At 67.0% G+C, this 26,076-nt stretch carries 21 protein-coding genes; 9 read left to right on the plus strand and 12 right to left on the minus strand.

Annotated features, from left to right (window positions below):
- The 3 genes from CA237_RS06840 to CA237_RS06850 all read left to right on the plus strand — a co-directional run.
- A partial coding sequence (locus tag CA237_RS06840) for a carboxylesterase family protein (RefSeq protein ID WP_126013449.1) occupies nucleotides 1-1,432 on the plus strand: 1,432 nt, incomplete at its 5' end.
- Nucleotides 1,429-2,163, plus strand: coding sequence for a GDSL-type esterase/lipase family protein (locus tag CA237_RS06845; RefSeq protein WP_066691785.1), 735 nt, complete (start codon nucleotides 1,429-1,431; stop codon nucleotides 2,161-2,163). The genes CA237_RS06840 and CA237_RS06845, both read left to right, overlap by 4 nt.
- Nucleotides 2,164-2,420: 257 nt before the next feature.
- Complete coding sequence (locus CA237_RS06850; RefSeq protein WP_066691782.1) at nucleotides 2,421-2,753, plus strand: hypothetical protein; 333 nt, start codon at nucleotides 2,421-2,423, stop codon at nucleotides 2,751-2,753.
- 99 nt (nucleotides 2,754-2,852) lie between these two features.
- Here the strand turns inward: CA237_RS06850 and CA237_RS06855 are convergent, their stop codons facing one another.
- The 4 genes from CA237_RS06855 to asd all read right to left on the minus strand — a co-directional run bounded on the left by CA237_RS06855 (nucleotide 2,853) and on the right by asd (nucleotide 7,683).
- On the minus strand, nucleotides 2,853-3,740 hold the full coding sequence (locus CA237_RS06855; RefSeq protein ID WP_066691779.1) for an ROK family protein: 888 nt from the start codon (nucleotides 3,738-3,740) through the stop codon (nucleotides 2,853-2,855).
- A gap of 5 nt (nucleotides 3,741-3,745) precedes the next feature.
- Nucleotides 3,746-5,617, minus strand: a complete 1,872-nt coding sequence (locus CA237_RS06860) for a M61 family metallopeptidase (protein ID WP_084401668.1) — start codon at nucleotides 5,615-5,617, stop codon at nucleotides 3,746-3,748.
- 178 nt (nucleotides 5,618-5,795) lie between these two features.
- Nucleotides 5,796-6,620, minus strand: a complete 825-nt coding sequence (locus tag CA237_RS06865; RefSeq protein ID WP_126013452.1) for an amidohydrolase family protein — start codon at nucleotides 6,618-6,620, stop codon at nucleotides 5,796-5,798.
- A 163-nt stretch (nucleotides 6,621-6,783) separates the two neighbouring features.
- On the minus strand, nucleotides 6,784-7,683 hold the full coding sequence (gene asd / locus CA237_RS06870; protein WP_232308015.1) for an archaetidylserine decarboxylase: 900 nt from the start codon (nucleotides 7,681-7,683) through the stop codon (nucleotides 6,784-6,786).
- 35 nt (nucleotides 7,684-7,718) lie between these two features.
- On the opposite strand from asd, the gene CA237_RS06875 reads away from it, so the two are divergent.
- Nucleotides 7,719-9,383, plus strand: coding sequence for an aminotransferase class III-fold pyridoxal phosphate-dependent enzyme (locus CA237_RS06875; RefSeq protein ID WP_126013455.1), 1,665 nt, complete (start codon nucleotides 7,719-7,721; stop codon nucleotides 9,381-9,383).
- A 79-nt stretch (nucleotides 9,384-9,462) separates the two neighbouring features.
- On the opposite strand, the gene CA237_RS06880 is transcribed toward CA237_RS06875, so the two are convergent.
- From CA237_RS06880 to CA237_RS06895, 4 genes are all read right to left on the minus strand, one after another.
- Nucleotides 9,463-9,657, minus strand: a complete 195-nt coding sequence (locus CA237_RS06880) for a hypothetical protein (RefSeq protein WP_066691771.1) — start codon at nucleotides 9,655-9,657, stop codon at nucleotides 9,463-9,465.
- Nucleotides 9,658-9,676: 19 nt separating this feature from the next.
- Entirely contained in the window at nucleotides 9,677-9,880 is a 204-nt protein-coding gene (locus CA237_RS06885; protein WP_232308014.1) for a hypothetical protein, read from the minus strand.
- 519 nt (nucleotides 9,881-10,399) lie between these two features.
- Nucleotides 10,400-11,011 carry a hypothetical protein gene (locus CA237_RS06890; RefSeq protein WP_126013458.1) on the minus strand — a complete coding sequence of 204 codons (612 nt, stop codon included), beginning with the start codon at nucleotides 11,009-11,011 and terminating at the stop codon, nucleotides 10,400-10,402.
- A 27-nt stretch (nucleotides 11,012-11,038) separates the two neighbouring features.
- On the minus strand, nucleotides 11,039-11,737 hold the full coding sequence (locus CA237_RS06895) for a methyltransferase domain-containing protein (protein ID WP_126013461.1): 699 nt from the start codon (nucleotides 11,735-11,737) through the stop codon (nucleotides 11,039-11,041).
- 202 nt (nucleotides 11,738-11,939) lie between these two features.
- On the opposite strand from CA237_RS06895, the gene CA237_RS06900 reads away from it, so the two are divergent.
- Nucleotides 11,940-12,863, plus strand: a complete 924-nt coding sequence (locus tag CA237_RS06900; protein WP_084401666.1) for a UDP-2,3-diacylglucosamine diphosphatase — start codon at nucleotides 11,940-11,942, stop codon at nucleotides 12,861-12,863.
- Nucleotides 12,860-13,915: a glycosyltransferase family 1 protein gene (locus CA237_RS06905; RefSeq protein ID WP_066691759.1), complete on the plus strand. Its 1,056-nt coding sequence runs from the start codon at nucleotides 12,860-12,862 to the stop codon at nucleotides 13,913-13,915. Before CA237_RS06900 ends, CA237_RS06905 begins: the two co-directional genes overlap by 4 nt.
- A gap of 126 nt (nucleotides 13,916-14,041) precedes the next feature.
- Here the strand turns inward: CA237_RS06905 and CA237_RS06910 are convergent, their stop codons facing one another.
- The 3 genes from CA237_RS06910 to CA237_RS06920 all read right to left on the minus strand — a co-directional run bounded on the left by CA237_RS06910 (nucleotide 14,042) and on the right by CA237_RS06920 (nucleotide 19,181).
- Nucleotides 14,042-15,211: a carbohydrate porin gene (locus tag CA237_RS06910; RefSeq protein WP_066691756.1), complete on the minus strand. Its 1,170-nt coding sequence runs from the start codon at nucleotides 15,209-15,211 to the stop codon at nucleotides 14,042-14,044.
- Between the two features lie 71 nt (nucleotides 15,212-15,282).
- On the minus strand, nucleotides 15,283-17,298 hold the full coding sequence (locus tag CA237_RS06915; RefSeq protein ID WP_066691754.1) for a methyl-accepting chemotaxis protein: 2,016 nt from the start codon (nucleotides 17,296-17,298) through the stop codon (nucleotides 15,283-15,285).
- 209 nt (nucleotides 17,299-17,507) lie between these two features.
- Nucleotides 17,508-19,181: a methyl-accepting chemotaxis protein gene (locus CA237_RS06920; RefSeq protein WP_066691751.1), complete on the minus strand. Its 1,674-nt coding sequence runs from the start codon at nucleotides 19,179-19,181 to the stop codon at nucleotides 17,508-17,510.
- Nucleotides 19,182-19,552: 371 nt separating this feature from the next.
- Between CA237_RS06920 and CA237_RS06925 the strand changes: the two genes are divergently transcribed.
- Nucleotides 19,553-20,482, plus strand: a complete 930-nt coding sequence (locus tag CA237_RS06925; RefSeq protein ID WP_066691741.1) for a DUF808 domain-containing protein — start codon at nucleotides 19,553-19,555, stop codon at nucleotides 20,480-20,482.
- 195 nt (nucleotides 20,483-20,677) lie between these two features.
- Here CA237_RS06925 and CA237_RS06930 read toward each other — a convergent pair whose 3' ends face one another.
- Nucleotides 20,678-21,895, minus strand: a complete 1,218-nt coding sequence (locus tag CA237_RS06930; protein ID WP_232308012.1) for a serine hydrolase domain-containing protein — start codon at nucleotides 21,893-21,895, stop codon at nucleotides 20,678-20,680.
- Between the two features lie 212 nt (nucleotides 21,896-22,107).
- Here CA237_RS06930 and CA237_RS06935 point away from each other — a divergent pair, with 212 nt between their 5' ends.
- Together CA237_RS06935 and CA237_RS06940 are read left to right on the plus strand one after the other, a co-directional pair.
- Nucleotides 22,108-24,924 (plus strand): TonB-dependent receptor, encoded by a 2,817-nt coding sequence (locus CA237_RS06935; protein ID WP_066691739.1) that lies wholly within the window; start codon nucleotides 22,108-22,110, stop codon nucleotides 24,922-24,924.
- A 69-nt stretch (nucleotides 24,925-24,993) separates the two neighbouring features.
- A complete protein-coding gene (locus CA237_RS06940) occupies nucleotides 24,994-26,076 on the plus strand; it encodes an arabinan endo-1,5-alpha-L-arabinosidase (RefSeq protein ID WP_126013464.1) in 1,083 nt (360 codons plus the stop codon).

Below are 26,076 nucleotides of genomic sequence, written 5' to 3' on the forward strand. Positions count from 1 at the left end.
AGCGACAGCCCCGACCCCACCCCGCGTCTCGGTCTCCGGCGGCATCGTCGAGGGCAGGGCCGAGGCCGACCGCATCCTCTTTCGCGGTATCCCCTTCGCCGCGCCGCCGCTGGCCGCCAACCGCTGGCGCGAACCGCAGCCGGTGGTCGAATGGACCGGCATCCGCACTACCACCGCCCGCGCGCCGGCCTGTCTCCAGAACGACTATGGCTGGAACCGCGCCGACCATGTGTTCGCCAGCGAGGACTGCCTGACGCTCGACGTCGGCACCCCGGCGCTGACCGGCAAGCGTCCGGTGATCGTGTGGATTCACGGCGGCAGCAACCGCGCGGGATCGGCGGGCGACATGGCGCTGTCGTCGATCGGCAAGCGCGGGGTCGTCGTCGTCGCCATCCAGTACCGGCTCGGCATCTTCGGCTTCCTGCCCCACCGGGCGCTGGCGGCGGAAGCGGAGGGCAAGAGCGGCAATTACGGCCTGATGGACCAGATCGCGGCGCTGCGCTGGGTTCGCGACAACATCGCCAAGTTCGGCGGCGATCCCGACAACGTCACCATCGCCGGGGAAAGCGCCGGATCGCAGGACGTGTCGCTCCTCCTCGCCTCGCCGCTGGCGCGCGGACTGTTCGCCAAGGCCGCGATGGAGTCGGGCACCCCCGGCTTCGGCCTGCCATGGCGTCCGCTCAAGGAAGCGTTCCGCATCGGCGACCAGTTGGACGTACTGCTCGGCACCCGTGGCAGCGCGAGTCTTCGCACCGTATCGCCCGCCGCGTTGCTGGCGGCCGACCTGAAGCTGCACGATGCGAAGCTGACCGCCGACGATTATCTCTATCTGCGCACGACCATCGACGGCGCGGTCCTGCCCGACACGCCCGACCGGCTGTTCGTCACCGCGCCGAAGCGTCCGGTGATTATCGGCAGCAACGTGCTCGAACTCGACCTGCCCGGCGGCCGTCCGGCACGCGACGGGTTCGTCGACCTGTCGTTCGGCGCCAATGCCGAGGGCGCGCGGACCTTCTACCGGCTCGACGAACCCGATCCGCTGCCGCATCCGCGCCTTGGCACCCGCGACCAGCAGATCGCGACCGACGCCACCTTCCGCTGCCCGGCGGGCAGCCTCGCCAACCTGCTCGCCACCCGCAACTGGCCGGTATGGCGCTACGAGTTCGACATGGCGCGCGACGGCGGGGCGGGGCCGACGACCCATGCGGCCGAGATCGACTATATCTTCAACGATCGCCGCGCCGGGCCGGTCTGGATGCAGGATTACTGGGTCGCCTTCGCCACCACCGGCGATCCCAATGGCGATGGCCGTCCGGCCTGGGCGCGCAGCGTCCGGGGCAAGCCCGCCAACATCCTGTTCGACGCCCGCGGCGCCACCCCGCGCGACGGCGACATCCGCCCGGAACTCTGCCGCCTGCAAGGATCGTTATGACCCCCGATCGTCGCCATTTCCTCGGCCTCGCCGCCGCGTCCGCGTTGCTGCCCGCTGCCGCCTGTGCCGCGCAGGAGGAAAGCTGGGAAGTGAAGCACCAGCGCCAGCTCGCGACCGACTGGCCGTGGCTGGGGCGCTATGCCGCCGACAATGCTGCGCTCGCCGCATCGGGGGCGAGGACCGACATCGTCTTCATGGGCGACTCGATCACCGAAGGCTGGCGCGGCAGCCGCCCCGCCTTCTTCCGCCCCGGCCGGGTCGGGCGCGGGATCAGCGGACAGACGACGCCGCAGATGGTGCTGCGCATGATGGCCGATGTCGTCGCCCACCGCCCGCGCTATGTGCACATCATGGCCGGCACCAACGACATCGCCGGCAATACCGGGCCGATGACGGCGGCGCAGACGCATGACAATCTCGCGATGATGGCGATGATCGCACGTCAGGCCGGCATCGGCGTGCTGCTCGCCAGCGTGCCGCCGGCGGACGGTTTCCCATGGAAGCCGGGCCTCGCCACCGTCGCCCCGATCCGCGCGATCAACGCCTGGGCGAAGGACTATGCCGCGAAGAACCGCATCACCTTCGTCGACTATACCCCGGCACTCGCGACGCCGGCCGGCGCGATGCGGCCGGGCTTTGCCGATGACGGCGTCCACCCGACCCCGGCCGGCTATGCCGCGATGGAGAAGGTACTGACCCCGATCCTGCGCGCCAAGGGCTTGCCGGCCTAGCCGCCCCCAAAACGTCACCCCAGCGCAGGCTGGGGTCTCTCGCGGCTCCTGTCCCGCCGACAACCGGGATACCCCAGCCTGCGCCGGGGTGACGTATGTGGCGGGGCAGGGGGCTTGCCTTCCGTCTCCCGAAAGCTGAACGACCCCGGCCAAGTCGCGACAATCCGACACAATTTTCCGTCCTTTGCGACAAACCCCTGCGACAGCCGTTCGCCATTTTCACCTTCGACCTTGATGGTCCGCAAAGGAGAAAAGGGATGAAGAAGTTCGCACTGATGCTCGCCGGCCTCGGCGCCCTGATGACCGCGCTGCCCGCCGCCGCCCAGCCGTGGCAGTCGGTCAACCAGCGCCAGGCGCAGATCGAACGCCGCATCGACCAGGGTATCCGGAACGGCTCGCTCAGCCGGCGCGAGGCGGTGAACCTGCGCGCCGAATTCCGCCAGATCGCCAATCTCGAACAGCGCTATCGCCGCTCGAACGGCCTTTCGATGCAGGAACGCCGCGACCTCGACCGCCGCTTCGACGCGCTGGCCTACAAGGTTCGCGTCGACAAGCACGACCGCAACGGTCGCCCGGGCTATCGGCGCTGAGCGCGGCAAACCGTATCCCCGCGCAGGCGGGGATCCAGGGCCAGGCACGCTGCGGTAGCATCTGACGCTCTGGACCCCCGCCTGCGCGGGGGTACGGTATCATTTCCCCGCGACGAACGCCCCGATCAACCCCGCTTCGTCGCCCAGCCGCCCCGGCACCACCACCGGCGTCGCGACCGGGGTCAGCAAGTTCGCCCGTACCCGCGCGTCGAGCGCTGCGATCAGACCGGTGGCATTGGCCAGCCCGCCCCCCACCGGCACGATCGTCGCCGACACCGCATGCAGCAGCATCGCGATCGACCCGCCGATCAGGTCGCAAAACCACGCGACCGTCGCATATGCCTTTGCATTGCCCGCCTCAGCACCCCGCGTGATCGCGATGCTGTCGGCGTCCACGCCATGCAGGAAGCGGTGCAGCCGCTCCAGGCCGCGCGCGCTGCCGATCGTGTCGAGACACCCGTGCCGCCCGCAACCGCAGGGGAACACCGGCATCGCATTGGCCGCGACGGGGCTGGCATGAATCACCTGCCCATGGCCCCATTCGCCGCCGATCCCGCCCGCACCGCTGACGATCCGCCCCCGCTCGACCAGCCCCCCGCCGACTCCGGTGCCCAGGATAATGCCGAACACCCGCTCATGCCCTTGGCCCACGCCCATCGCCGCTTCGGCCAGCACGAACGCATCGGCGTCGTTCACCACCCGCACCGGCTGCGCCAACGCCGCGCTGAGATCGCGCGCCAATGCCCGCCCGTCGATGCACGGAATGTTGGCGCTGGTGACCTTGCCGCTCGTCGGATCGACCAGCCCCGCGGTCGCGATCGACACCGAATCGCACGGCACCGCCTGTACCGCATCGGCGAAGGCCGCGACGAACGCCGCCCAGTCGCCGACCGGCGTCGCCGTCTTGCGTCGCCACAGGATCCGCGCATCACCGTCGAACGCGGCGATGTCGATGAACGAACCGCCGACATCGGCGCACAGCCGCACGACGCCTATTCCGCGCCCAGCCAGCCGGCCCGGAACGCCCGCTGCTGTGGCGTCGGCGTCCGCCCGACCGTCTCGCCGCGCACGATCTCCAGCGTCGGATCGGCCGCCGGGGTCAGCGTCGCCACCCGCTCGACCCCGCGCTGGCGATAGCGCAGCTCGGTGGGCGTCCCCGACTTCAATGCCGCAACCCCGGCATTCCACGCGGCCAGATCGCCGACCGGCTGACCGCCCAGCGACAGGATCACGTCGCCGCGATCCGCGCCGGCCGCGAACAGCGGCGTGTTCTGCGCCGGCGACAGCAGCAAAGTCACGCCGTCCTTCTCCTGCGTGGCATTGGTCCGCCCGATCCAGCCCTTGCTTGGGTTAGCGGCACGCAGCACCAGCCCCGCCTGATCCAGCAGCGGCGCGAAATCGGGCAGGAAGCTGCCCTCGATCGTCCGGTCGAAAAACTGGTCGGCAAACGCCTTGTCCCCGGTCAGCGTCGTGAGCGCCGCACGCAGGTCGGCAGGCGTATAGGGCTTTTCCGGCGCGCCATGTGTCGCCCACAACAGCCGCATATAATCGTCGAGGCTCTTGCCCGGAAAGCGCTGGCGCAGCTGCAGGTCGAGCGCGAGGCCGATCACCGCGCCATAGCCGTAATAGGACGAAAAGATGTTCGGCTCGACCGGATCGATCGCGGTCGCGGCATCGACGAACGGCGCGCGGAGACTCATCTCCTGTGGCGAGGCGTTGATCCGCGCGGGCAGGCGCGCCGGGTTGTTGACCACCCCGCTGACCATCCCGCCCATTTCGCCCAGCCATTCATCGACCGACGCCAGCCCGGCGCGGCGGATCGCCAGCGGCCCGTAGTAGCTGGTGAACCCCTCGGCCAGCCACAGCGACGGCGTGGGATTGGCGCGGGTGAAGTCGAACGGCTCCAGTTCGCGCGGGCGCAGCCGCTCGACATTCCAGCTATGGAAGAACTCATGCGCCAGCGTGCCGAGCTGGTCGTCGTTCGCCTGCGCCAGCGAGCGCTGATCGGTGATGATCGTCGAGTTGCGATGCTCCATCCCGTCGCCGGTCACCCACGGGCGATAATCGGCGATGAAGGTATAGGTGCCGAAATCATAGTTCGCCGGCGCGCCGAAGATCTTGATCTCCTCGGCCACCACCTTCTTCGCCTTTTCGGTGAAGCGGTCGAGATCGGCGGCGGTGCCGTCATGGTGCAGCGCCAGGCGGAATGTCTTGCCGGCCTCCTGCCATTCGCGAACCATGTGGTTCGACAATTCGGTCGGGCTGTCCATGAAATATTGCAGGTTCGGCGCCCAATAGCTGCCGGGCGCACTCCCGCCGGGCAGCTGCGTCGCGACCTTCCATGTCGGATCGGGGCTGGTGAAGCGCACGCTGATCGGCTGTGCGTCGTACCCGGTCGCCCACATAAAGGTCGCGGGCATGTTCAGATGCGCGTGGGTCGCATCGATCTGCGCATAGGTGCCATCGCCCCGGTCGGCATAGAGCGTGTAGCTGACGATCACCGTGCCGTCATGCCCGGCCACGCTCCAGCCATAGGGATCGGTGCGGATCAGCTTCAGCGGCCGTCCGGCGCCATCGGTCGCGCTGACGTCATAGACGTTCTTGGCGAATTCGTGGATCGCATAGCGCCCCGGCGACGACCGCGACATCTGCACCCTGAGCGGCCCGGCGGGCACGCCGCGCCACGTCGCGACGATCCGTGCTCGGTGATGCGCGGCTTGCGGGAACGACACGTCGTAGCGCACCGGCGCGTTCGCCCCCGGATCGCTGGCGACGGTCCGCGCGGGCATGACCGGCGCGGTCTGCGCTACGGCGGGCCAAGCGAGGCATGAGGCCAGCAACGCGGCGACCAGCGAACGAACCATGGCAATTCCCCTTCGAGTTGGCGTGCTTGTAGCGGGCGGCGGGGGCGTTTTGAAAGGGTGCGGGTGCCTCCCGAATTGTCGTACCCCCGCGCAGGCGGGGGTCCAGAGCCAGGAACGCCGCCGTTCGCGATGGGAAACTCTGGATCCCCGCCTGCGCGGGGATACGGTTCGACGGAAGCTAAACCCCGTAAAACTCCCGCGCCGCGCCCCCCATCAACCGCGCCCGCGAATCGTCCGACAACCCCGCCGTCAAGCCCTGCGTCGTCGCCAGCCAGTCGCCATACCCATCCCCCGCCGCCGACAGCACCGGCCAGTCGCTGCCCCACAGCAACCGCTCCCCGAACCAATCCACCAGCCGCGCGACCATCGGCGCCAGCGCCAGCGGATCGGCCCCCGTCGCCTGTTCGGTGCGCAACCCCGACAGCTTGCACCATACCGAAGGCCGCTCCGCCAGCGCCGCCATCCCCTTGCGCCAGTCCGCATCCCCCGGCGGCGCCGGCTTGGCGGCATGGTCGATCACGATCGGCAGGCCCGGCCAGCGATCCGCGAACGTCGCCAGCATGCCCAAATGCCGCGGCTGCACCAGCGCATCCAGCCTCAGCCCATGCTCGACCATCGCCGCGACCCCGCGCGCGACATCGCCCCGCAACAGCCAGTCGGTATCGCCGATCGCCTGCAGCATCGGCCGCAGCCCGACGAGCTTGCGCCGTGCCGCCAGCGCCGCGATCCGCGCCGGCGCGTCGGGGCTGTCCAGCGCGACCCAGCCGACCACCCCCGCCACCCACGGATCGCCCTCCGCCAGCTCCAGCAGCCAGTCGGTCTCGCGATCATCGGTCTGTGCCTGGACCAGCACCACCCGATCGACCGGCGCATCGCCCATCGCCGCGCGTACATCGGCCAGGTTGTAGCTGCGATACAGCACGCCATCACTCGGCGCCGGCCAGCCATGGAACGGCGCATCGATCCGCCACACATGCAGATGCGCATCGACGATGCCGCTCATCCCGTCCCCCTCCATCACCGACAGAGTGGCGCGGGGCAGGGGTTGAGCGCAACCCTGTCGTCATTCCCGCGAAGGCGGGAATCCATAGACGCTGACGGTTCGGCTCGATCCGCAACGGTGGCGGTTATGGACTCCCGCCTTCGCGGGAGTGACGAGGGAGACCCTAAATCGCCTCGACCACCGCTCGCTCGAACAACACTTCCCCCGCGCGCACCCGGTCGCCGGTCTGCACCCCGTCCGCCAGTACGAACGGCGCGGGCGTCAGCAGCACGATGGTCGACCCATGTTCGAACCACCCCATTTCCTGCCCCTGCACGACCGGCACATCGACATTGGCGACCGGCTCGGCCCGCTCGCGCAACAGCTTCACCGTGTCGAGGAACGTCAGCCGGATCGCCGCGACCAGGATCGCCGCCACCGGCACCAGCAGGATCGACGTCCCGTCGTCCAGCCGCATGCGCACGGTCGCCCGTTCGTTGCGGCAATACAGCCCGTCGACCCGCTTCAGCGCCGGCGGGTTCACGTTGAAACAATCGCCGGGAAAGTACCGCACCCGCTCGACCCGCCCGTCCTGGGGCGCATGAAACCGGTGATACATGCCGGCGGTCAGCCGCAGCGTCACGAAACTCCCGCCCAGATACGCCTCCCCCTCGCCCCCGGTCAGTTCGGCGATCGAATAGCGCTTGCCCTTGGCCTGCACGATGCTGTCGCCGGTGATCGGCCCGCTGGCGACGATGATCCCGTCTGACGGCGACGCCACCTGATGCGCCTGCGCCGCGAAGGTCCGCGCCCCCGGCCGCAGCCGCCGGATGAAGCAGGCATGCATCGAGCGCCAGCTTGTCTCCGCCGCATCGGACAGGTCGACATCGCAAAAGGTCCGCCACACCGCGATCGACGCCTTCGCCACCAGCGGCTGCTCGACCTTGCTGAACCACCCCATCGCGCGGGTCAGCGTCCGGCGCGGCAGCCAGTTGGTCGCGGCATAGTTCAGCGATTCGATATCGGTCAGCTTCGCGATGGCACGGGCGAGCGGCGAGGGAGCGGTGCGGTCCATGGCCGTCATCAATATTTCCTTATCGGGTCATATTTGCGTCAGCCATGATGGCTCTCGCCCCAGCTCTCGCAGCTACCTTCGCCGCCGGCGTCGCCGGTCTCGCCGCCACCAAGGGCCGCGCCCGTCTGCGGCTCAGCCGCGCCAAGCATGGCTCGCTCACCGGCCATGTCCGCTGGGGCCAGCGCATCGCGCGCCAGATCGCCTTCTACGACTATGACGACGCCCGCTTCTTCGCCGCCGACGACGCACCGGCCAACATCGCTGCGAAGCGCCGCGCCGGCTTCGAACGCCTTTCCGCGCTCTACGCGACCCGCTTCGCCAAGACGGTCGCTGCGACGAAGGCATTGCGCGAGGGGCTCTCCGACCTGCAATTCACCGGCCGCTACCGCGTGCCGTTCCAGTTCAGCGCGAAAGTCCGCGACACCCTAGCGACCGGTGCCTTCTACCAGTCGTCGTCGGGCGTGACCGTCACCGACCTCGACGGCAATGTCTTCTACGACCTTGCCGGCTCGTACGGGGTCAACCTGTTCGGCCATGATTTCTACAAGGACTGCATTGCGCAAGGGGCCGCCCGCGTCGCCGATCTCGGGCCGGTGCTGGGCACCTATCACCCGGTCATCGCCGCCAATGTCGACCGGTTGCGTGCGATCAGCGGCATGGACGAGGTCTCGTTCCACATGTCCGGCACCGAAGCGGTAATGCAGGCGGTGCGCCTCGCGCGCTATCACACCGGCCGCCGTCGCGTGGTCCGTTTCGCCGGGGCCTATCATGGCTGGTGGGGCGATGTGCAGCCCGGCATCGGCAACCCGACGCCTGCCGACAACACGCTGACCCTGTCCGAAATGTCCGACCGCACGCTCCACGTGCTGGCCACGCGCAAGGACATCGCCTGCGTGCTGGTGAACCCGCTACAAGCGATGCACCCGAACAAGGGCGCGCCCTCCGACGGCACGCTGGTCGACAGCAGCCGCTCGGCCCGGCTCGACCGCGCCGCCTATCGCGACTGGCTGGTGAAGCTGCGCGACGTCTGCACGCAGGCCGGCGTGGTCCTGATCTTCGACGAGGTGTTCATGGGCTTCCGCCTCGCAAAGTGCGGCATGGCCGAGGCGTTCGGCGTCCGGCCCGACATGGTGACCTATGGCAAGACGCTGGGCGGTGGCCTGCCCATCGGCGTCGTCTGCGGCCGCGCCGAGCTGATGAAGCGCTTCCGCCCCGAAGCGCCCGCCGACATCTGCTTCGCGCGCGGCACCTTCAACGCCCACCCCTATGTCATGGGCGCGATGGACGTGTTCCTCGAACGCCTCGACTCTCCGCAAGTGCAGGCGATGTACGAGGACGTCGACGCCCGCTGGGACGCACGCCTTGCCCGGTTCAACGAAGCGATGGCGGAGGCCGACCTCCCCGTCCGCGCCGCCGGCATGCAGACGGTATGGACGATCCTCTACACCGTCCCCTCGCGCTACAACTGGCTGCTGCAATATTATGCCCGAGCCGAGGGGCTGGCCCTGAGCTGGGTCGGCACCGGCCGCCTGATCTTCAGCCTGAACTATGACGACGCGGCGTTCGCCGAGGTCGTCGCGCGCTTCGTGAAGGCGGCACAGGCGATGCAGCAGGACGGCTGGTGGTGGACCGCGCCGGGCACGACCAACAAGATGCTGCGGCGACAGGTGCTGAAGGAAACCTTGGCGCGGCGGCTGGGGCGGGGCTAAGGCGTATTCCCGCTCCGCCTCCCGCGTAGGCACGGGACGGCCGGATCGGAGTCGGCGGCACCGCGATCGAGACGGCAGCCTACCCTCGCCGGGCGTCGGACGCCGCGTGCAATGCCTCGATGATCGCCCGGTTCGCCTGATGGCCTGACAGGTCCTGCGCTAGCGTGGCATAGCCCTCGCGACGCAGCGCCTGCCGGATCTGGTTCACCGAAAAAAAGTCCCCCGATGCGGCCAGTTCGACTGCGCGGGTGAGGGCGGGGGTGTCGCGGGTCATCGGGGGATCGCTCGCCGGGTCAGCCGTTGCGGACCCACGGCGTCCGCACGACCGTGCCGGCGATCAGCTTCTTGCCGAACGCCTTGCGCATCGTGTCGGCGGCGTCGCCATTCTTCAGCACGACATGCGTGCCGCCCGAATGCAGCGTCTCGATCGCGCTGATCGATGCGCCATGCTTGCGGCACAGTGACTCGACATCGGTTCGTGCGATGCTCACGTTCATCGCCCGCGAAGTCGTCACCGCGGTCGGGGTGCCCCGTCGCCAATCGTCCTGCATGTCGGTCCAGTCATCATTCGAGCAAACGGACCGCCGGGTCACGTGGAAAGGGTCGACTGGCCGGCGCCGGTAGCGGGTCCAGCCAGTATGGCGGGGCCACTTCCGATATGGGGTCGCGCCAGCGCGTTAACAGGTGGCGGGCGCGGATAATGTTGCAGGAGCGCAACGAGCATGGTCGTTCCGGCGTGGTCGTACTGGAAAGCACTTTCCTACACCGAGGCGCCCTGTCACGCTCGCCGCCGCTCTTTCTCCCGGTTGATCGACCAGCCCAACGAAATGCGACCGGTTCGCAAATGCGCGAAACCGGTCACGAGTGTGAACTTAGTGAACTTATTCCGGAAAAGCGTTTGTTTTCAGTGGGCCGCCACGGGCAAAGCCCGTGTCGTCGTCGGACGGCGCTTTTGGCGCCGCCGGCCGGCCGCCTAATGCGGCGCGGCGCAGCGTTCGCTGCGCCTTGCCCGGCGCTTAGTGCCGTGCAGCCTCCTGCAGATCCGTATCGATCCGCGCGCCCTTCAACAGTTGCACCGGCGCTTTCCGGTACAGGATGAAGTCGTTGAACGGATCGGTCACGATCTTGGTCGCCCACACCAGCCCGGTCATCACGTCACGCTGGATGAACAGCTGCACCACCCGGAACAGCAGCCCGCCCACCGCGAACGCCAGCCACAACAGCGCCAGATGCCGCAGGAACCCGACGAAGCCGACATGCGGTTCGAACACCCCGAAAAAGGTCGGGTCGAGCAGCAACGGGATCGGCGTCGCCGCCCACAGCCCCATGAAGACGACCTTGCGGAACAGGTTGTAGCCGACTTTGATCTCTTCCTTATGCGCGTGCGTCGCCTGGTTTACATGGTCGTAGGTCTTGGGCTCGAAGAAGAAATGCCCCGATTGCCGCGCGGTCATCGCCACCAGCCAACCGAGCAGGCTGGCCACCGCCGGATCGATCCACACCACGACATAGGCGATCAGGAACGTCGTCGCGCTGACGAAGTGCAGCGCCTGGTTGATGATGCTGTGATGGTAATAGCGATGATCGTCCCACCGCTGTTCCTGCAACGCTTCCTTGAATCCGGGCATCGATAAAGCCTTTGAAGATAAGGGTTTTCAGGCGGTCGCGCCGAGCGCGGGCGTCGGGTGGTTGTCCTGTCCGGCAGCGGCCGCGCGCCGGAAGCACACCAGCGAGAAATGGCCGAGCGGGGGCAGTGGCCGGCGCTCGACCAGCTCCGCGTGCGGGTTGCGCGCCGCCCAGTCGCCATAGATCGACCAGGGGAAATCGGTACGCCAGCCCAGCCGACTGGTGATAGGCATCAGCGCGCGCTCGATCCTGGCGCGCATGCCGGCCTCCGCGCCCAGCCGGGTCGCGATCACGATCATGCCGCCGGGCCGCACCACGCGCAGGAATTCGCTCAGGGCACGGTCGGGATGCGGCACCGCCGACACCACGTACTGCGCGACCACCACGTCGAACGACGCATCGTCGAAATCCAGCGCCTCGGCATCGCCGATCGCGATCCGCTCGACATGGTTGAGCTTCAGCCGGCGCACCCGGTCGCGCGCCTTGTCGAGCATCTGGTCGGCGATATCGATGCCGGTGATCCGGCTCTCGGCGCGGTAATGCGGCAGCGAGATGCCGGTGCCGACCCCCACCTCGAGGATGCGGCCGCCGACCGTCTCCGCCGCGTCGATCGCCGCACGGCGACCCCGCTTGAAGACGGGGCCGAACACCAGGTCATAGATGGGCGCCCAGCGATCATAGGCGCTCGCCACGCCGACGCGGTTCAGTTCCTGAGCCAATCCGTGCATTTCCTTGTCCAGCGCCGTGCGGCTTGTCTGGCCAATTACGATGACGGGATTCGATGACAGCCCAATGGCGCGGGCGTGTCAGCAAGGTTTCAGTTTGATGAGAACGGCCGTCACACCCGCGCAATACTATTGTCGCGCGGGGGCGTTACTGCGCCGGCATCGCAAGGACGCAAGTCCGGTCCACTGGCGTGGGGGAAGTACGATGACGACGGCATTTGTATCCCGGACCGATCGAAAGAATACGCAACCGCCGGTAAAGTCGCTGGCGCGCAAGATCCCCGACTGGATCAACGACCCGCAAAGCTATCAGGCGGAAGGACCCAAAAAGTCCTACCGCACCGTCTTCATCTCCGACGTCCATCTGGGCACGCCCGGATGCAGCGCGACCCAGCTGGTCGACTTCCTCCATTCGTTCGAATGCGAGACGCTGTATCTGGTCGGCGACATCGTCGATGGCTGGCAGATCCGTCGCGGCTGGTACTGGCCGTCGAGCCATAACGACGTCATCCGATCGATCCTGAAGTTCGCCCGCCGCGGCACGCGCGTCATCTACATCCCCGGCAACCACGACGAGGCATTCCGCGACTATACCGGCCTTGAATTCGGCGGGGTCGAGATGGTCGAGGAGGATATCCACGAAACCGCCGATGGCCGCCGCCTGTTGGTGCTGCATGGCGACAAGTTCGACGGCGTGGTGCTCTATGCCAAATGGCTCGCCTTCCTCGGCGACCATGCCTACACCGCGCTGCTCAAGGCCAACAGCGTGTGGAACTTCGCCCGGCGCAAACTCGGCCTGCCCTATTGGTCGCTGTCGGCCTATGCCAAGCATCGCGTGAAGAACGCGGTGAACTTCATCGGCCGGTTCGAGGAAACGGTCGCCCATGCCGCTGCCGAACACGGCGTCGACGGCGTGGTCTGCGGCCATATCCACACCGCCGAGATCCGCCGGATCGGCGATATCATGTACTATAACGACGGCGACTGGGTGGAGAGCTGCACCGCGCTGGTCGAGGATCATGCGGGCGCCATGTCGCTGATCGACTGGCGGGCCGAGACCTGGGAAAAGGAACTGGCGAAGTCGTCGGGCAAGGCGCCCGTCCCCGGCCGGGTGGTCGCCACCGCGTGAGGATCGCCATCGTCAGCGACGCGTGGAGTCCGCAGGTCAACGGCGTCGTCCGCACGCTCCAGACCACGATCGGTCGCCTGCAACAGCGCGGGCATATCGTCGAGACCTATACCCCCGACGGCTTCGCCACCCGGCCATGCCCTGGCTATCCCGAAATCCGGCTCGCCTTTGGCTGCGGACCGGAACTGGGGCGGCGGATCGCGGCGTTCCGGCCCGATGCGATCCATATCGCCACCGAAGGACCGCTCGGCTGGGCGGCACGGCGCTGGTGCCGGCGGCATGGGCTCCGCTTCACCACCTCGTTCCACACCAATTTCGCCGACTATCTGGCGATGCGCACGCACCTGCCCGCCGGGCTGTTCTGGCCGTTCCTGCGCCGCTTCCATGCGGCGGCCAGCGGAGTGATGACCGCCACCGCCCGCGTCGCCGCGTCGCTGCGCGACCATGGCATCGCCCATACGAAGCGCTGGTCGCGCGGTGTCGACCTGTCGCTGTTCAAGCCCGATGGCGGCCAACTCGACGTCGCCACCCTGCCGCGCCCGATCCTGCTCCATGTCGGGCGGATCGCGGTCGAAAAGAATATCGAAGCGTTCCTGTCGCTCGACGTGCCCGGCACCAAGCTGCTGGTCGGCGACGGCCCGGCGCGCGCCGAGCTGGAGCGCCGCTATCCGCTCGCCCGGTTCGTCGGGTTGAAGCAGGGTGCGGCACTCGCCGCTGCCTATCGCGCCGCCGACGTGCTGGTCTTCCCCAGCCGCACCGACACGTTCGGGCTGGTGATGATCGAGGCGCTGGCCTGCGGCACCCCGGTCGCGGGCTATCCGGTACCCGGGCCGCTCGACATCATCGGGACGGACGGCCGGGGCGGCGGCTCCGCACGGATCGGCGCGGTCGACGACGATCTGGCGGCGGCCGTTACCCAGGCGCTGACCGCCGACCGCGACGCCTGCGCCCGTGCCGGCACCGCCTATTGCTGGTCGCATTGCACCGACCAGTTCGTCGGCAATCTGGTCGATGCGGGATTGGGGACGCAGCCGACGCTGGCGGCGGCATAGCTTCGTCACCCCGGACTTGATCCGGGGTCCCGCTTCTTCTTCTGCGCGGTAAAACGCGGGAGGCCGGGTCAAGCCCGGAGCGACGCGTTGTGGAGCGTCGCGGCGCGCTCCACGTGCTGACCCGCCCTACAGCGCCTTCCAAGCCACGATCGCGCGCAGCCCCAGCACCACCGCATCGTCCGCATCCTGCAAACCACCCGGCCGGCGGACATATTGCACGTCGGGCTGCAGCGTCAGGAACGGCAGCACCGCGTCGCTATAGGTCAGCTCGACCATCCCTTCCGATCCGGCCAGCGCCGGTTCGCCCGGCGGATTGGCCTGGCGATAGGGGGTGCTGAGGTCGGCGCTCGCCACGCCGATCGACAGCTGGCTGCCGGGCCGGTCGGGAACGATGCCCCGCCCGGTCACGCCGAGCTGGAACCCGCCGGCAAAGGGAGTCGTCCGCCCATCGGACCATCCGGCGCGGGCAAAGGCGCGCCAATGCCCTGGCTGGTCGGCCTGTCCGGCCAGATCGGTCTCGACCGAGGCATAGACGCCGTGCGACGCCGCCTCGCCCGGGCCGGTGGTGACGCCCGGCGGGATGATGCGCGGCTGGCGCCGGCTATAGGCCCAGCCGCCCAGCGTGAACGACAGCCGCCCCTGCCACCCGGCCTCCGCCACGAACAGCGTCGAACGCCGGCCGCCATCGTCGGTGGTGCCGCGCGGCGCACGGATCGCGACCGCCTGGACATAGTTCCGCTCGTCCCCGGCGCGCAGCCGGATGGCAAGGTCGGTGCGCGGAAAGATCGACGGGCCGTTGGGACCGGTCGCCGCCAGTTCGGACCCGATGCCGAATGCCGGCGCGATCAGGTGCGACGCGGCGTCGTTGGCGTAGAATTCGCTGTTCAGGTCGTATCTGCCGACCAGCACCGACAGCCGGTCATCGGCGAAACTCTGCTGGATCCATGCCTGGTACAGCAGCAGGTCGGCCCCGGCGACCTCGATATTGTTCACGCCCTGCAACGTGCCGGCGATGTCGTTGGGCCGCCCGCCCAGATTGTTGAGCAGGCTGGCAAAGGCGGTGCCGCCCCGCCAGCCGACCGCGCGGTCGAGGTCGAGCGAGGCGAGCAGGTCGAGATTGTCGAGATAGCGTGCCCCGCGCGCATCGCCCGCCGCCACCCCGACCACATCGCCTTTGTACACCAGGTCGATGGCCAGCGGCCCGGCCGCTTCGTCCTGCGCCCGTGCCGGCGTGACCAGCATCGCCATCGCCATCGCCGTCCCGATCGCCGCATTCCCCAACCAGTTCCGTCCCATGCAACGTCCCCCTGTCGATGCCTGCGATCGCGACGGCCGCCCCCATGGCGGGGGGCGGCGCGCCGGTCAGGTCAGGCTGCCTGTCCGAAAGCGTCGTCGTCGTCGTCCGGCCCGCCCTGCGTCAGGTCGAGCGCAAAGCCGCGCGCGCGGGCCTGCTGGTCGGCGACGGTGTTGATCCTCGTCTTGGGCGCCGCCGCCTTGGCCGGCTTGCGCACCGGGCGCCGCGTCGCTTCGTGGCGTTCGGCCTTGACCCGGAAGAAGGCGATGCTCGACTGCAGCTCCTCGGCCTGACCCGCCAGTTCCTCGGAGGTCGAGGTGATCTGTTCGGCTGCCGACGCGTTCTGCTGCGTCACCGTGTCGAGTTGTTGCAGCGCCTGGTTGATCTGCGATGCGCCGATATCCTGTTCGCGGCATGCGGCGCTGATCTCGGCGACCAGCTCGGCGGTCCGGCGAATGTCGGGGACCAGCTTGGTCAGCATGTCGCCGGCCTGCGCCGCCGCCTGCACCGTATCGCTCGACACCGAACTGATCTCGGCGGCTGCCGCCTGGCTGCGTTCGGCGAGCTTGCGGACTTCGGATGCGACGACCGCGAAGCCGCGGCCATGTTCGCCGGCACGCGCCGCCTCCACCGCTGCGTTCAGCGCCAGCAGATCGGTTTGACGCGCGATTTCCTGCACGATGCCGATCTTTTCGACGATGGTCCGCATCGCACCTACCGCGCGATCGACCGCGATGCCGCTCGTTTCGGCGTCCTTCGACGACTGGCGCGCGATCTTTTCGGTCTGGGCGGCATTGTCGGCATTCTGTTTGATGTTCGCCGCCATCTCTTCCATCGAAGCGGAGGCTTCCTCGGCAGAGGCGGCCTGTTCGGTCGCGCCCTGGCTGACCTGTTCCGACGAGGCGGAGAGCTGCTGGCTGCCGCCCGCGACATTGTCGGCAGCGGCGGTCGCGTCGCCCACGACATTGCGCAGCCGCTTGGTCATCGACACCAGCGCGTTGCCCAGCTGGTCCTTGTCCGACAGCGGCTGGTGATCGACGGTCAGGTCGCCCGCGGCGATGGTATCGGCCAGCGCGGCCGACTTGCGCAGACCGGCGAGCATCGACACCACCGCATGGCCCAGCTGGTCCTTGTCCGACAGCGGCTTCGCATCGACCGACAGGTCGCCCAGCGCGATGGTGTCGGCCAGTGCCGCCGACTGGCGCAGGCCGTCGACCATCTTGACCATCGCATGGCCCAGCCGGTCCTCGTTCGACAGCGGCTTGTGGTCGACCGACAGGTCGCCCAGCGCGATCGTATCGGCCAGTTCTGCCGACTTGCGCAGCGACGCGGTCATGCGGTTGACGGTGTCGACCAGGTCCTTGATCTCGTCATTGCTGGTGACGACGACCTCCTTGTCGAGGTCGCCGACCGCGACCGCGTCCAGCGCGACGCTGACCCGCTTCAGCCCCTGCGCAACGATCCGGCTGATCCACAGCGCGCCGGCGATGGCGATTGCGCAGGCGAGCAGCCCGGCAACGATCAGGATCAGGCGGGCCTGGCTATAGGCTGCGGCGGCCTCGGCCTTGGCCTCTTCCATGCGCGACGTGCTGCGTCCGATCAGGACGTCCAGCGTCTTGGCGATCGTCACCACCCGGTCGCGTGCATCGGTCAGGCTCAGGCGCGCGGCCTCGGCATTCCTGTTTTCCAGGCCCAGTTGGCGGATCCGGGCGTTGATCGCCTTATATTCGTTCCAGTTGTTCGCGACCGTCGCCCAATCGGCCTTCGACCGTTCGGTCGAATTGGCCATCGCATCGCTCAGCAGCGAATCGAGTTCGGTAACCCGGGTGGCCGCGCTGTTTGCGAATTCGCGATTCTGGGCGTCGTCATCGGTCAGTGCCATGTTCTTTTCGAACCGCACGATATCGAGCAACGCCACCTTGATATTGAGATTGCGAACCTGTCGCGTCGCCGGGCCTTCGATCACGTCGACCAGGCCGCTGTTCATCGCCGACATTCGCGAGACGCTGAGGATGATGATCGCCAGCATCATCAACAATACGACTCCGAATGTCGCGGATAGCTTGGTCTTTATCGTAACGCGTTTCATCGAATTCCCTAACATGTCTGGTTTCCGGTCACCCATTATTCCCCGGGTGTTGTCCGCCAGACTAAATCTCAAAAATTGAGATATTGTTTGCGGGCGTTTGATGCGTGGTCCCTTCGCCGTTGGCGTGACGCGCCGTCGCGAAGGGGAGGGCGATCCGCCGGCTTTGGTGAAAGACGCGGCGGATCGTCGGTTCGGGCGGTGCCGTCCGGTCAGGCGGCGTGTTCGAAGGTCACGTCGTCGCTATCCGGGCCGCCCTGGGTCAGGTCGAGCGCGAAGCCGCGCGCGCGGGCCTGCTGGTCGGCGACCGAGTTGGGCTTGGCTCGGGCGGCCGCCTTGGGCTTGGCGGCCACCGGCTTGCGTGCCGCCGGGCGCTTCGCCGCCTTGCCGCTGCCGTCGTCGACGCGGAAGAAGGAAATGCTCTGCTGTAGCTCCTCTGCCTGACCCGCCAGTTCCTCGGAGGTCGAGGTGATCTGTTCGGATGCCGACGCGTTCTGCTGCGTGACGGTGTCGAGCTGTTGCAGCGCCTGGTTGATCTGTGACGCGCCGATATCCTGTTCACGGCATGCGGCGCTGATCTCGGCGACCAGTTCGGCGGTCCGGCGGATGTCGGGGACCAGCTTGGTCAGCATCTCGCCTGCCTGTGCCGCGGCCTGCACCGTGTCGCCCGACACCGCGCTGATTTCGGCAGCGGCGGTCTGGCTGCGTTCGGCCAGCTTGCGGACTTCCGATGCGACGACCGCGAAGCCGCGACCATGTTCGCCGGCGCGCGCCGCCTCGACCGCCGCGTTCAGCGCCAGCAGGTCGGTCTGGCGGGCGATTTCCTGCACGATGCCGATCTTCTCGGCGATGACCCGCATCGCACCGACCGCACGGTCGACCGCGACGCCGCTCGCCTCGGCGTCCTTCGACGACTGGCGCGCGATCTTCTCGGTCTGGGCGGCATTGTCGGCGTTCTGCTTAATGTTGGCGGCCATCTCTTCCATCGAAGCGGATGCTTCCTCGGCAGCGGCAGCCTGTTCGGTCGCGCCCTGGCTGACCTGTTCCGACGAGGCGGAGAGCTGCTGGCTGCCCCCCGCGACACTGTCCGCCGCCAGCGAACTGTTGCCGACCACGCTGCGCAGCCGCTCGATCATCGAATTGGTCGTGTCGACCAAATCCTTGATCTCGTCGTTGCTCCGCACCGTGATCGTCTGGGTCAGATCACCACCGGCGACCTGGGTCAGCGCGCTGCCCAACTGCTTCAGGCCACGCGACACGATCAGGCTGACCCACACCGCGCTGCCGACCGCGATCAGGATTGCAGCAATGGCGACACCGACCAGCATCGTCCGCGCATCTTCATAGCTGGCGGCGGTCTTGGTCTTTGCCTCGGTCATCAAGCCATCGTTGATCGAAACGATTTCGTCGAGCGAGCCGTACATATTCTTGACGGCGTCGCGGGATTGAGAAAGCGACAGGAGCCCTGCATCGTCGCCCTTGCCTGCAAGAGCAAGGGTGCGGACGTTCTGATTGATCTGTTTGACTTTTTCCCATGCCACCGAGACTTCGGTCCAGCGCGGCTTCGCGGTCGCCGACGCGTTTTCCACCGCCTGTCGGATCAGGTCGCTGGTCGCCGCGATCTTGGATAGCGATTCCTGATCGAACTCGCGGACCTGTGCCGGATCCTTCGACAGGGCCATGTTCTTTTCGAGGCGAATGATTTCGTTCACCTCAACCTGTACGCGCAGCGACCGGGCCTGTCGCTTGGCCGGGCCGTCGATGACGTCGACGATATCCGTATTCATGTGCGACATCTGACTGACGCCGATCGCGACGATGGCAATCAGCATCGTCACGATGATGGCGAACGTCACTCCCAGCTTCGCCTTGATTGTCGACCGCATACTTCTCTCCCGACCTTATGCGAGAGCCGAAGTCCGCAAATTACGGAATTAGGCCTACTCGTATACGACACCACGTAGAGACCCGGCTTTAAGAAGACCTTGCCGGGATTTTAACTATTCCCGAAGGGATGTTAACCGCGGACCCGCAAGACGCCGATACTGGCCTCGATGTTATGCGTGTGTCGATGACGGCACTTTCCATAAAGCGGCGCGCCAGCAATGGTTTGATACGATCGCGCATCAAATTTGTCATGCTTGGCGGACGTCGTCGAGCCATTCGACCCGTTAACCAAAAAATTTGTGGCCCACTGTCCATGGCGTTGCCGCACGGCTGCCGCTACCGGTCGGGCCGAGGAACTAGGGGACAGGCGATGGCTGGTGGATTGGTTGCGCTGCTCGACGATATCGCGGCGATCGCGAAGCTGGCGGCGGCATCGCTCGACGATGTGAGCGCGGCGGCCGGACGCGCCGGGGCCAAGGCGGCGGGCGTGGTGATCGACGATGCTGCGGTCACCCCGCGCTATGTCGTCGGCCTGTCGCCTGCGCGCGAACTGCCGATCATCGGCAAGATCGCGCTGGGGTCGCTGCGCAACAAGCTGCTGATCCTGCTGCCCGCCGCGCTGATCCTCAAATTCTTCGCGCCCTGGGCGATCACCCCGATCCTGATGGCGGGCGGCGCGTTCCTGTGCTTCGAGGGGGCGGAAAAGGTCCTCGCCCCGCTGTTCGGCGGTCATCATGCCGAGGAAGCGGCGACCCCGACCGACCCGGCCGAGCTGGAGCGTACGCAGGTCAGCGGCGCGATCCGCACCGACATGATCCTGTCGGCGGAAATCATGATCATCGCGCTCAACGAACTGCCCGCGCTGTCGATCTGGATGCAGGGCATCGCGCTGGCGGTGGTCGGCATCGCGATCACCATCGGCGTGTACGGCGTCGTCGCGCTGATCGTGAAGATGGACGATATCGGGCTGGCGCTGGCCCGCCGGTCGAGCGCGCTGGCGCAGAGTGTCGGGCGCGGGCTGGTGAAGGCGATGCCGGTGGTGCTCAAGGCGCTGGCGCTGATCGGCACGGCGGCGATGCTGTGGGTCGGCGGGCAGATCATCCTGCACGGGCTGGAGGAGTTCGGCTTCGCCACGTTGCCGCACCTCGTCCACGACACCGCGCATCATGTGGCCGAGGCGGTGCCGGGGCTGGGCGGGGTGCTGGAATGGATCGTCAACGCGGCCGGCGCGGCGGTGTTCGGCGTCCTGATCGGCGGGGTCATCGCCGGCGTACTGCACGTCCTGCCGAAGAAGCATTGAGGGGCCACGTCCGCTCGGTTTTGTTACCCCCGTTCGGTTCGAGCAGTTTCGAGCTTGTCGAGAAGCGTCCGTCGAGAACCCTGTGTTCGGGGCAACCCCTTCTCGACTACGGTTCTCGACAGGCTCGAACCTGCGCTCGAAGCAAACGGGGTCGGGGGTCGGGGGTGGGGCGCGAAGGGAGCAGGGGAGGCAAAATCACCTTCCCCGTGCCAACCGCTCCTCGGTCGGCGTAAACGCCGACCCCGTCGCCGCCGCCACCGGCACATCGGTCGCGAAATAGGCGACGCCGGTCCCGCGCCGCAGATCGACCCACAGCCCCGAGCGCAGGCCATAGGCGTCACCGGCATGACCGATCCGCATCCGCCCGTCGCCGAACGGGTCGTCACGGCACCCCCGCACCGGCGTCGCAAGGAACGTCACCGCCAACCCATAGCGGCACATGAACCCCGCCTGTTTCGCTCCCGTCGTCGCATCGCTGCCGGTGTCGCCGTTGGTCCCGTCCCAGGTCCATTGCGGCGTGGTCAGCAGGGCAAAGGCGCGTGGGGACAACAATCGCCCGCGGTCCCCCTGGCCCCGGCGCAACAGCATCCGCCCGATCGCCGCCAGCCCCCGCGCCGAGATGCGCAGCCCCCCTTGCGGCGAGAACATCGCCCCGTTCACCCCCGCACGCCACCGCGACAGGTCGCACGAACCGTCGCGCGCCGGCTCGACCGGGCAGGCGGGCGGGCGGCCATGATGGTCGTCCTTGGTCGGCTTGCCCGCGCGATACTGCACCACCGCCCGCGCCGACACGCCCGGCGCGCAACTCGCCCAGTTATAGCAGGCCTCGATACCCAGCGGCGCGAACACCAGCCGCTGCATCGCCCGGTCGAACCGTTCGCCGGTCGCGCGTTCGATCACGCTCGCGACGATCGGGAAGTTCAGATTGGCATAGGCGAACCACGTACCCGGCGCATGGGCGGCGTCCCATGCTTTCGGATCCGCTAGCACCGGGGCCAGTTCGGCATCGAGCGGCAGGACATAATCGACCCCGTCGACGATCCCCGCCCGGTGCGACAGCAGCATCCGCAGCGTGATCGGCACGTCGGGAAAACGCGGATGCCGCAGCCGCCAGCCGAGCAGATCGGATACGTCCGCATCGAGATCGAGCCGCTTGGCATCGACCAGTCGCAACACCGCGATCGCCGTTACCAGCTTGGAAATGGACGCGACGCGGACCGGATCATCGGCGGTGACCGGACGGTTCGCGGCGATATCGGCCAGTCCACGCGTGACGACCGCCGTTTCGCCCTGTCGGTCGAACGCGACGCGCACTTCGGCAACGGGTTGCGCCGTGGCAGCGGCGAGCAAGGCGACGATCGGCATGACGCCTTCGTACCGCTTCGCCGCCGCCGCTGCCACTATGCCGGTCATGCACCATCGAGCATATCGACCATCGGCATCCGATAGTCAGACAAACGAATCCGCCGAACAGTCCGGCCTCTCTTCGGTAATCGCGTCCAGTTGTTGTTAGCGATAACGGCGCGATGATCCGAAGCTGTGCCGCTTTTTTTCGATTGCCAACACGCAATCAGCTGATATTTGTCAGAGTATTATAAAAACAGAAAATCGTTTGGGGGGGATATATGCGCGGCATAGCTACGATTCTGGCGTCGGTTTCGGCCTTGGCATTTCTGCCATCACCGGCATCGGCACAGGACACATCGGAAGTCCAGTCGTCGCCGGATGTCGCGTCGGTCACGTCCGAAGCCGAGGATGAAATCGTCGTCACCGGGGTCCGCGCCTCGATCGTCGGCGCGCTGAACGTCAAGCGCAACGCGACGCAGGTCGTCGACTCGATCGTGGCCGAGGATGTCGGCAAATTGCCCGACAACAATGCGATCGAAGCGTTGCAGCGGATCAGCGGCGTGCAGGTCACGAACCGCACCGGCGGCGAAGCGGCGGCGATCTCGATCCGCGGCCTGCCCGACGCGCTGACCACCATGAACGGGCGCAACATCTTTACCGCATCGGGTCAGGCCTTTGCGCTGGCCGATATTCCGGCGAACCTCGTCAAGCGGATCGACGTGTACAAGACGCGCGCCGCCGACCAGATCGAAACCGGCATTGCCGGACAGATCGACGTGTTCACCCGGCGTCCGTTCGATTTCAACGGCTTCGCCATCTCGGGCGTCGCGCGCGGCATCTACAACGAACAGGCCGACAGCTTTAACCCGAACGTATCGGGCCTGATCAGCAACCGCTGGGAAACCGGGATCGGCGACATCGGCGTGCTGGTCAGCGGCAGCTATGCGCGCACGAAGTTCCGCGACATGAGCGTGACGTCGGGCGCGATGGTGCCGTTTGTGACCGAAAACCCGCCGCCGGGCTTCACCCCGTTGCAGCGGGTCTTCCCCGAAAGCGGCGCCTGGGTGCCCGGGACCGAGCGCGGCCTGCCCTATGCCGCCGGATCGACCTTCCTGCTCGGTGGGCGGCAGGTGCCCTATTATCTGTCGCGCGACGCGGTGTTCAGCCCCGACGTCGCCGGCACGCGCGAGCGTCCGGCGGTCAACGCCGCGGTGCAATGGTCGCCGAACAACAGCTCGACCTACACCGCCGAAGTCTTCTGGAACCAGTTCAGCGCGACGACGCAGAACAGCCTGTTCTTCAGCTTCGTCGACTGGTGGGGGTCGCTTGGCGCCAACCCCAAATCGACGATCGAGCTGTATCCCGACACCAACATCATCAAGGCGCGCTCGGTCGGCGACGTCTATGGCTTCAACAGCGGCGACTATACCCGGTCGAAGACCAACAGCTTCGTCTATGCGCTGAACGGCGACTGGAAGGTCGGTGACAATGCGCGGATCACCGCCGACTTGTCGTACCAGAACAGCCAGTTCGACACGCAGTTCCTGGCGATGCGGATCGATCGCGTGGCCAAGCGGATCGATGTCGACTTCAACACCCGCAACGGCATTCCCGCCTATAATTTCGACAACAACGCGCTGCTGACCGACCCGACCCAGTGGAATGTCGGCGAATTCTACGACAACGCCAACCGGTCGAAGGGTGACGCCCTTACCCTGCATCTGGATGGTGAGAACCGCTGGGACGAAGGCTTCCTGCGCCGCGTGAAGGCCGGCATCCGCATCGACGATCGCAATGCGATGGATTCGGTGCGGGCGCAGGACGCGCCCGGGCTCGGTCGGCGGTTGTCGACGCTCGATCCGGGCCTGCAATTGCTCAACAAGGACTTTTTCGACGGGCGCGCCAGCGTGCCGACGTCGTGGCTGGTCCCCAACGGCACCTATATCTACGAAAATGTCGATGCGATCCGCCAGCTCTACAAGGGCAGCGTCGCACCGGGGTTCAAGCTGTCGAACGCGCTCAGCCTGACCGATGTGTTCGACATCAACGAGATCACGATGACCGCCTATGCGATGGCGGACGGGCAGTTCGACCTGTTCGGACGACCGTTCTTCGTCCAGGCGGGCGTGCGCTACACCGATGTCGACACCAATTTCGTCTTTACCGACCGCTATAACGGCCGGGTGACCAGCGCGTCGAACGGCACCAGCCGTTTCCTGCCGAGCGCCACGCTGCGCTACGAGATCACCGACGATTTCCGCATCCGCTTCAATTATGGTGAGACGCTGCGCCGTCCGGCGTTCGGCGATCTCAACCCCAATCCCAACCTGGTCGGCGACCTGACCAATGTCGGGCGCGGCAGCGGCAGCGCCGGCAATCCGAACCTGCGCCCGACCACCGCGCGCAACTACGACTTGTCGGCCGAATGGTATTTCGAACGCAACAGTGCGCTCTACGCCACCGCCTTCCGTCGCGAGATCGATGGGCTGGTCGTGCCGGTCACCTCGCTGCTGGTCATCCCCGGCACCGGGCTGAACACCAACCGCTTTGCCGTGACCCGTCCCGAAAACGCATCGAACGGCGTGCTGAAGGGCATCGAGCTGGGCCTGACCTATTTCCCGACCTATCTGCCCTGGGTGCTGGACGGCTTCGGCTTCCAGGGCAGCATGACGCTGCTCGATTCCAAGCAGAACATCCCCATCTCGGACCAGAACGGCAACATCGTCGCCGAAACCGAATCGGCATTCTTCGGCGTGTCCGACCTGTCGTACAATGCAACGCTCGCCTATGATAAGGGCGGTCTGGGCGCCCGCCTGTCCTATGTCTGGCGCAAGGCGTTCCTCGGCAATAACGAGGCGCGGCTGTTCGCCAACCCGATCGGCGTATGGCGGCGGCCCGAAAGCAGCCTCGATTTCCAGCTGACCTATGACGTCACCAAGCGGCTGGGCCTGACGCTGGATGCGGTCAACCTGACCAGCCAGACGCAGCAGAACTATTACAAGTTCGAGGATGCCGGGAACCAGAACCAGTTCAATCTCGGCACCACGCTGTTGTCGCGGACCTTCGCGGTCGGCCTGCGCTACGCGTTCGACTGACCGGGCGGGCGGGGCCAGCGCCCCGCCGCCCTTCGCGATCCCATTCTATTCTGACGGAGTGACCCACCCATGATCCGGTCCACCCTTCCGCTCGCCGCCCTCGTCCTTCTCGCCGGCTGCAACGGTATTTCCGGCAGCGATGCCAGCGGCAATATCAAGGCGCCCGCCGCGCCGGCCCCGACGCCCACGCCTACACCGACTCCCACGGCCAGCCCGACGCCGGTCGGGCTGGCGCTGACCGGCGATACCATGCCTGTACACGACCCTGCGATCATCAAGGACGGCAACACCTATTACCTGTTCGCGACCGGTTCGGTCAGCGATCGCGAAGGGCTGCTGGCGACGCGCACCTCGACCGACCTGAAGGGGTGGACGTGGCGCGGGCCGGCCTACACGGCGTTGCCCGCCTGGGCGACGACGGCGGTGCCGGGCACCAGCGGCATCTGGGCGCCCGATATCGTCAAGCGCGGTGGCGAGTTCCGCCTCTATTATTCGGTCTCGACCTTCGGCAGCAACCGCTCGGCGATCGGCCTGACCACCACCAATGCGTTGAACACCAACACCCCCTCGACAGGCTGGACCGACAAGGGCCCGGTCATCCAGTCGAGCACGTCCGACAATTTCAACGCGATCGATCCGGCGGTGTTCACCGATGCCGATGGCCGCGAATGGATGGCCTTCGGCAGCTTCTGGAGTGGCATCAAGATGGTGCGGCTCGATCCCGCTACCGGCCTGCGCCTCGCCAGCGACCAGACGGTCTACGCACTGGCCAGCCGTCCGTCGCCCGGCGCGATCGAGGCGCCGTTCGTGGTGCGGCACGGCGACTATTATTATCTGTTCGCGTCGTTCGACAGCTGCTGCAAGGGCGCGGACAGCACCTACAACACCGTCGTCGGCCGGTCGAAGACGCCAACCGGTCCGTATCTCGACAAGAGCGGCAAATCGATGCTCGACGGCGGCGGCACGCTGGTGCTGGCATCGGGGCAGGGGACCAATGCCCGCTATGTCGGGCGCGGCCATGTCGCCGTGTTGCAGGAATCAACCGGTGATCACATCGTCTATCACGCCTATGACCGCGAACGGAACGGCGCGCCGACGCTGCAGATCCAGAAGCTGGTCTGGGATGCCGATGGCTGGCCGGTGGCGCAGTAA

Origin of the sequence: Sphingomonas sp. ABOLH, from assembly GCF_003951715.1 — a bacterium.
Taxonomy (GTDB): Bacteria; Pseudomonadota; Alphaproteobacteria; order Sphingomonadales; family Sphingomonadaceae; genus Sphingomonas; species Sphingomonas hankookensis_A.

Bases quoted from the DNA above. Each gene is read 5' to 3' on its own strand.
- CA237_RS06925 (WP_066691741.1), top strand. From the start codon at position 19,553: ATGGCTGGTGGATTGGTTGCGCTGCTCGACGATATCGCGGCGATCGCG.
- CA237_RS06900 (WP_084401666.1), top strand. From the start codon at position 11,940: ATGACGACGGCATTTGTATCCCGGACCGATCGAAAGAATACGCAACCG.
- CA237_RS06885 (WP_232308014.1), bottom strand. From the start codon at position 9,880: ATGAACGTGAGCATCGCACGAACCGATGTCGAGTCACTGTGCCGCAAG.
- CA237_RS06915 (WP_066691754.1), bottom strand. From the start codon at position 17,298: ATGAAACGCGTTACGATAAAGACCAAGCTATCCGCGACATTCGGAGTC.
- CA237_RS06850 (WP_066691782.1), top strand. From the start codon at position 2,421: ATGAAGAAGTTCGCACTGATGCTCGCCGGCCTCGGCGCCCTGATGACC.
- CA237_RS06940 (WP_126013464.1), top strand. From the start codon at position 24,994: ATGATCCGGTCCACCCTTCCGCTCGCCGCCCTCGTCCTTCTCGCCGGC.
- CA237_RS06920 (WP_066691751.1), bottom strand. From the start codon at position 19,181: ATGCGGTCGACAATCAAGGCGAAGCTGGGAGTGACGTTCGCCATCATC.
- CA237_RS06865 (WP_126013452.1), bottom strand. From the start codon at position 6,620: ATGAGCGGCATCGTCGATGCGCATCTGCATGTGTGGCGGATCGATGCG.
- asd (WP_232308015.1), bottom strand. From the start codon at position 7,683: ATGACGGCCATGGACCGCACCGCTCCCTCGCCGCTCGCCCGTGCCATC.
- CA237_RS06880 (WP_066691771.1), bottom strand. From the start codon at position 9,657: ATGACCCGCGACACCCCCGCCCTCACCCGCGCAGTCGAACTGGCCGCA.
- CA237_RS06875 (WP_126013455.1), top strand. From the start codon at position 7,719: ATGATGGCTCTCGCCCCAGCTCTCGCAGCTACCTTCGCCGCCGGCGTC.
- CA237_RS06895 (WP_126013461.1), bottom strand. From the start codon at position 11,737: ATGCACGGATTGGCTCAGGAACTGAACCGCGTCGGCGTGGCGAGCGCC.
- CA237_RS06910 (WP_066691756.1), bottom strand. From the start codon at position 15,211: ATGGGACGGAACTGGTTGGGGAATGCGGCGATCGGGACGGCGATGGCG.
- CA237_RS06860 (WP_084401668.1), bottom strand. From the start codon at position 5,617: ATGGTTCGTTCGCTGGTCGCCGCGTTGCTGGCCTCATGCCTCGCTTGG.
- CA237_RS06890 (WP_126013458.1), bottom strand. From the start codon at position 11,011: ATGCCCGGATTCAAGGAAGCGTTGCAGGAACAGCGGTGGGACGATCAT.
- CA237_RS06845 (WP_066691785.1), top strand. From the start codon at position 1,429: ATGACCCCCGATCGTCGCCATTTCCTCGGCCTCGCCGCCGCGTCCGCG.
- CA237_RS06930 (WP_232308012.1), bottom strand. From the start codon at position 21,895: ATGACCGGCATAGTGGCAGCGGCGGCGGCGAAGCGGTACGAAGGCGTC.
- CA237_RS06935 (WP_066691739.1), top strand. From the start codon at position 22,108: ATGCGCGGCATAGCTACGATTCTGGCGTCGGTTTCGGCCTTGGCATTT.